Source organism: Microbacterium sp. USTB-Y (assembly GCF_023703415.1).
Lineage (GTDB): Bacteria > Actinomycetota > Actinomycetes > Actinomycetales > Microbacteriaceae > Microbacterium.
Genome location: NZ_JAGMTU010000014.1, coordinates 1 through 5,505, shown reverse-complemented (window position 1 = coordinate 5,505; position 5,505 = coordinate 1). Strand labels below are relative to the sequence as shown.

Genomic DNA, 5,505 nt, shown 5'->3' with positions numbered 1-5,505 from the left:
GCAGAAAGGCCACCCTGCGTTGGGTGGCCTTTCTGTTAAAGGAAGTCCGGCGGTGTCCTACTCTCCCACAGGGTCCCCCCTGCAGTACCATCGGCGCTGTGAGGCTTAGCTTCCGGGTTCGGAATGTGACCGGGCGTTTCCCTCACGCTATGGCCGCCGAAACACTATTGACGTGTCTCAAACAAACACAAGCATGTGTGTTGTTGTTTGGTTTTCGACCGTACGTCGAGAACCACAAAGTGGACGCAAGCACCAAGAACGGTGTGTTATCAAGTCATCGGCTTATTAGTACCAGTCAGCTGCACGTGTTACCACGCTTCCACATCTGGCCTATCAACCCAGTAGTCTGGCTGGGAGCCTCTCACCCGAAGGTATGGAAGTCTCATCTTGAGGCCGGCTTCCCGCTTAGATGCTTTCAGCGGTTATCCATCCCGAACGTAGCTAACCAGCGGTGCTCCTGGCGGAACAACTGGCACACCAGAGGTTCGTCCAACCCGGTCCTCTCGTACTAGGGTCAGATCCTCTCAAACTTCCTACGCGCGCAGCGGATAGGGACCGAACTGTCTCACGACGTTCTAAACCCAGCTCGCGTACCGCTTTAATGGGCGAACAGCCCAACCCTTGGGACCTACTCCAGCCCCAGGATGCGACGAGCCGACATCGAGGTGCCAAACCATGCCGTCGATATGGACTCTTGGGCAAGATCAGCCTGTTATCCCCGAGGTACCTTTTATCCGTTGAGCGACAGCGCTTCCACAAGCCACTGCCGGATCACTAGTCCCGACTTTCGTCCCTGCTCGACCTGTCAGTCTCACAGTCAAGCTCCCTTGTGCACTTACACTCGACACCTGATTGCCAACCAGGTTGAGGGAACCTTTGGGCGCCTCCGTTACTTTTTGGGAGGCAACCGCCCCAGTTAAACTACCCACCAGGCACTGTCCCTGAACCGGATTACGGTTCGAAGTTAGATATCCAGAGTGACCAGAGTGGTATTTCAACAATGACTCCACATGAACTGGCGTCCATGCTTCACAGTCTCCCACCTATCCTACACAAGCCACACCGAACACCAATACCAAGCTGTAGTAAAGGTCACGGGGTCTTTCCGTCCTGCTGCGCGTAACGAGCATCTTTACTCGTAATGCAATTTCGCCGAGTTCGCGGTTGAGACAGTTGGGAAGTCGTTACGCCATTCGTGCAGGTCGGAACTTACCCGACAAGGAATTTCGCTACCTTAGGATGGTTATAGTTACCACCGCCGTTTACTGGGGCTTAAATTCTGAGCTTCGCCGAAGCTAACCCGTCCTCTTAACCTTCCAGCACCGGGCAGGCGTCAGTCCGTATACATCGTCTTGCGACTTGGCACGGACCTGTGTTTTTAGTAAACAGTCGCTACCCACTAGTCTCTGCGGCCACCACGCCCTTTTCGGAGTAAATCCGTATAAGCGGGTGGCCCCCCTTCTCCCGAAGTTACGGGGGCATTTTGCCGAGTTCCTTAACCACGATTCTCTCGATCTCCTTGGTATTCTCTACCTGACCACCTGAGTCGGTTTGGGGTACGGGCGGCTAGAACCTCGCGTCGATGCTTTTCTCGGCAGCATAGGATCACCCACTTTTTATCCGCATCGTGTCTCAGCCTGTATGAGAGACGGATTTGCCTATCTCTCGGCCTACGCACTTGCACCAGGACAACCATCGCCTGGCTTGGGCTACCTTCCTGCGTCACACCTGTTAATACGCTCACTCCACCAGATGGGGTCGCATGCCGCCTCACGATCGTCCCCGAAGGGATCCACGCGTCTTGGGATGCTTAGCACTCCTGATTTCATGTGGGCGGTTCTTCGCCGGTACGGGAATATCAACCCGTTGTCCATCGACTACGCCTGTCGGCCTCGCCTTAGGTCCCGACTTACCCAGGGAAGATTAGCTTGACCCTGGAACCCTTGGTCTTCCGGAGGACGTGTTTCTCACACGTCTTTCGCTACTCATGCCTGCATTCTCACTCGTGTAGCGTCCACGGCTGGATCACTCCGCCGCTTCACTCGCCACACGACGCTCTCCTACCCATCAACACGGCTGGACCACGAAGGCCTACCATAAATGTCAATGCCACAACTTCGGTGGCGTGCTTGAGCCCCGTTACATTGTCGGCGCGGAATCACTTGACCAGTGAGCTATTACGCACTCTTTCAAGGGTGGCTGCTTCTAAGCCAACCTCCTGGTTGTCACAGCAACTCCACATCCTTTCCCACTTAGCACGCGCTTAGGGACCTTAGTTGGTGGTCTGGGTTGTTTCCCTCTCGACTATGAAGCTTATCCCCCACAGTCTCACTGCTGCGCTCTCACTTACCGGCATTCGGAGTTTGGCTGACGTCAGTAACCTTGTAGGGCCCATCGGCCATCCAGTAGCTCTACCTCCGGCAAGAAACACGCAACGCTGCACCTAAATGCATTTCGGAGAGAACCAGCTATCACGAAGTTTGATTGGCCTTTCACCCCTATCCACAGCTCATCCCCTCAGTTTTCAACCTAAGTGGGTTCGGCCCTCCACGACGTCTTACCGTCGCTTCAGCCTGGCCATGGATAGATCACTTCGCTTCGGGTCTAGGACACGCGACTGAATCGCCCTATTCAGACTCGCTTTCGCTACGGCTACCCCACACGGGTTAACCTCGCCACGTATCACTAACTCGCAGGCTCATTCTTCAAAAGGCACGCTGTCACCCCTACTAAGGAGGCTCCAACGGTTAGTAAGCAAACGGTTTCAGGTACTATTTCACTCCCCTCCCGGGGTACTTTTCACCTTTCCCTCACGGTACTTGTCCGCTATCGGTCATCTGGGAGTATTTAGGCTTATCAGGTGGTCCTGACAGATTCACACGGGATTTCTCGGGCCCCGTGCTACTTGGGATACTCTTCACGCCAAGCCAGGCATTTCGACTACGGGGTTCGCACCCTCTATGACCGGCCATTCAAAACCGTTCGTCTATACCTGCTTGTAACGCTGAAAGTTCGGCAGAACAATCAGAAAAGTCCCACAACCCCGAGCATGCAACGCCTGCCGGCTATCACACACACCCGGTTTAGCCTCATCCGCTTTCGCTCGCCACTACTCACGGAATCACATGTTGTTTTCTCTTCCTGTGGGTACTGAGATGTTTCACTTCCCCACGTTCCCTCTACCCGCCCTATATATTCAGGCGGGAGTCACTAGGTCGGCACGCCGCCCAGCGGGGTTTCCCCATTCGGACACCCTCGGATCAAAACTCGCTTATCAGTTCCCCGAGGCTTATCGCAGATTGCTACGTCCTTCTTCGGCTCCAGATGCCAAGGCATCCACCGTTTGCTCTTAAAGACTTGAAATCACATGAGTTCATCAAGAATCGGTACCAAACCCTCCGAAAAGGGCCCGGTTCGAAATTGACTAATGATCTTTAAGATCATCAAAACGAGACGACCGAAATCGTCTCGAAGATGCTCGCGTCCACTGTGTAGTTCTCAAAGTACGGGCGGTCCCCCACCCCCTCACCGCAGTGAAAGGCATGAAGGCCAGAAGTACCGCATGTGTTCCCACACCCGGTCCCTCAGGACCCAACAGCGTGCAGGCCCCCGTCTCATCCCCCAGTCCGTTCCCACCGCAAGCGGCGTACTAAAACCAGAAGACTCAACAAGAGCCATGTCAAATGTTCCACCCATGAGCTAACCAGCAGCACACATTCGGTGCTGATCTGGCGCCTGGAAGGCCGAAGCCTCCAGATGCTCCTTAGAAAGGAGGTGATCCAGCCGCACCTTCCGGTACGGCTACCTTGTTACGACTTAGTCCTAATTACCGATCCCACCTTCGACGGCTCCCTCCACAAGGGTTAGGCCACCGGCTTCAGGTGTTACCGACTTTCATGACTTGACGGGCGGTGTGTACAAGACCCGGGAACGTATTCACCGCAGCGTTGCTGATCTGCGATTACTAGCGACTCCGACTTCATGAGGTCGAGTTGCAGACCTCAATCCGAACTGGGACCGGCTTTTTGGGATTCGCTCCACCTCACGGTATTGCAGCCCTTTGTACCGGCCATTGTAGCATGCGTGAAGCCCAAGACATAAGGGGCATGATGATTTGACGTCATCCCCACCTTCCTCCGAGTTGACCCCGGCAGTATCCCATGAGTTCCCACCATTACGTGCTGGCAACATAGAACGAGGGTTGCGCTCGTTGCGGGACTTAACCCAACATCTCACGACACGAGCTGACGACAACCATGCACCACCTGTTCACGAGTGTCCAAAGAGTTGACCATTTCTGGCCCGTTCTCGTGTATGTCAAGCCTTGGTAAGGTTCTTCGCGTTGCATCGAATTAATCCGCATGCTCCGCCGCTTGTGCGGGTCCCCGTCAATTCCTTTGAGTTTTAGCCTTGCGGCCGTACTCCCCAGGCGGGGAACTTAATGCGTTAGCTGCGTCACGGAATCCGTGGAAAGGACCCCACAACTAGTTCCCAACGTTTACGGGGTGGACTACCAGGGTATCTAAGCCTGTTTGCTCCCCACCCTTTCGCTCCTCAGCGTCAGTTACGGCCCAGAGATCTGCCTTCGCCATCGGTGTTCCTCCTGATATCTGCGCATTCCACCGCTACACCAGGAATTCCAATCTCCCCTACCGCACTCTAGTCTGCCCGTACCCACTGCAGGCCCGAGGTTGAGCCTCGGGATTTCACAGCAGACGCGACAAACCGCCTACGAGCTCTTTACGCCCAATAATTCCGGATAACGCTTGCACCCTACGTATTACCGCGGCTGCTGGCACGTAGTTAGCCGGTGCTTTTTCTGCAGGTACCGTCACTTTCGCTTCTTCCCTGCTAAAAGAGGTTTACAACCCGAAGGCCGTCATCCCTCACGCGGCGTTGCTGCATCAGGCTTCCGCCCATTGTGCAATATTCCCCACTGCTGCCTCCCGTAGGAGTCTGGGCCGTGTCTCAGTCCCAGTGTGGCCGGTCACCCTCTCAGGCCGGCTACCCGTCGACGCCTTGGTGAGCCATTACCTCACCAACAAGCTGATAGGCCGCGAGCCCATCCCCCACCAAAATATCTTTCCAGACACTAACCATGCGGTTGTGCCTCGTATCCAGTATTAGACGCCGTTTCCAGCGCTTATCCCAGAGTGAGGGGCAGGTTGCTCACGTGTTACTCACCCGTTCGCCACTAATCCCCAAGTGCAAGCACCTGGTTCATCGTTCGACTTGCATGTGTTAAGCACGCCGCCAGCGTTCATCCTGAGCCAGGATCAAACTCTCCGTAAAAAAGAAAAGCAAACGAACCGGGGAAAACCGGAACGCCGCGAGTTTGAAACTGACCAAAGAGATGACATCATTGCTGACTTCATCCGAATGCCAACCCAAAAAGAGTTGGTCTTTGATCCAAAGGAATTTCTCAACCAGCCCGAAGACTGGACGAGGAATAAATTGGCATTTGACAAGTGCACGCTGTTGAGTTCTCAAGGATCGGATGCTCCT

The 5,505-nt window shown here is 54.7% G+C and carries 3 rRNA genes; all 3 read right to left on the bottom strand.

From position 1 onward, the window contains the following. Positions 1-44: 44 nt before the first annotated feature. Positions 45-161, bottom strand: a 5S ribosomal RNA gene (rrf, locus tag J8G10_RS19255). A gap of 104 nt (positions 162-265) precedes the next feature. Next, positions 266-3,363, bottom strand: a 23S ribosomal RNA gene (locus tag J8G10_RS19250). Positions 3,364-3,767: 404 nt separating this feature from the next. Then, positions 3,768-5,292: ribosomal RNA gene (locus J8G10_RS19245) — 16S ribosomal RNA — on the bottom strand. Together the 16S, 23S and 5S rRNA genes form the textbook arrangement of a ribosomal RNA operon. Positions 5,293-5,505: the final 213 nt, after the last annotated feature.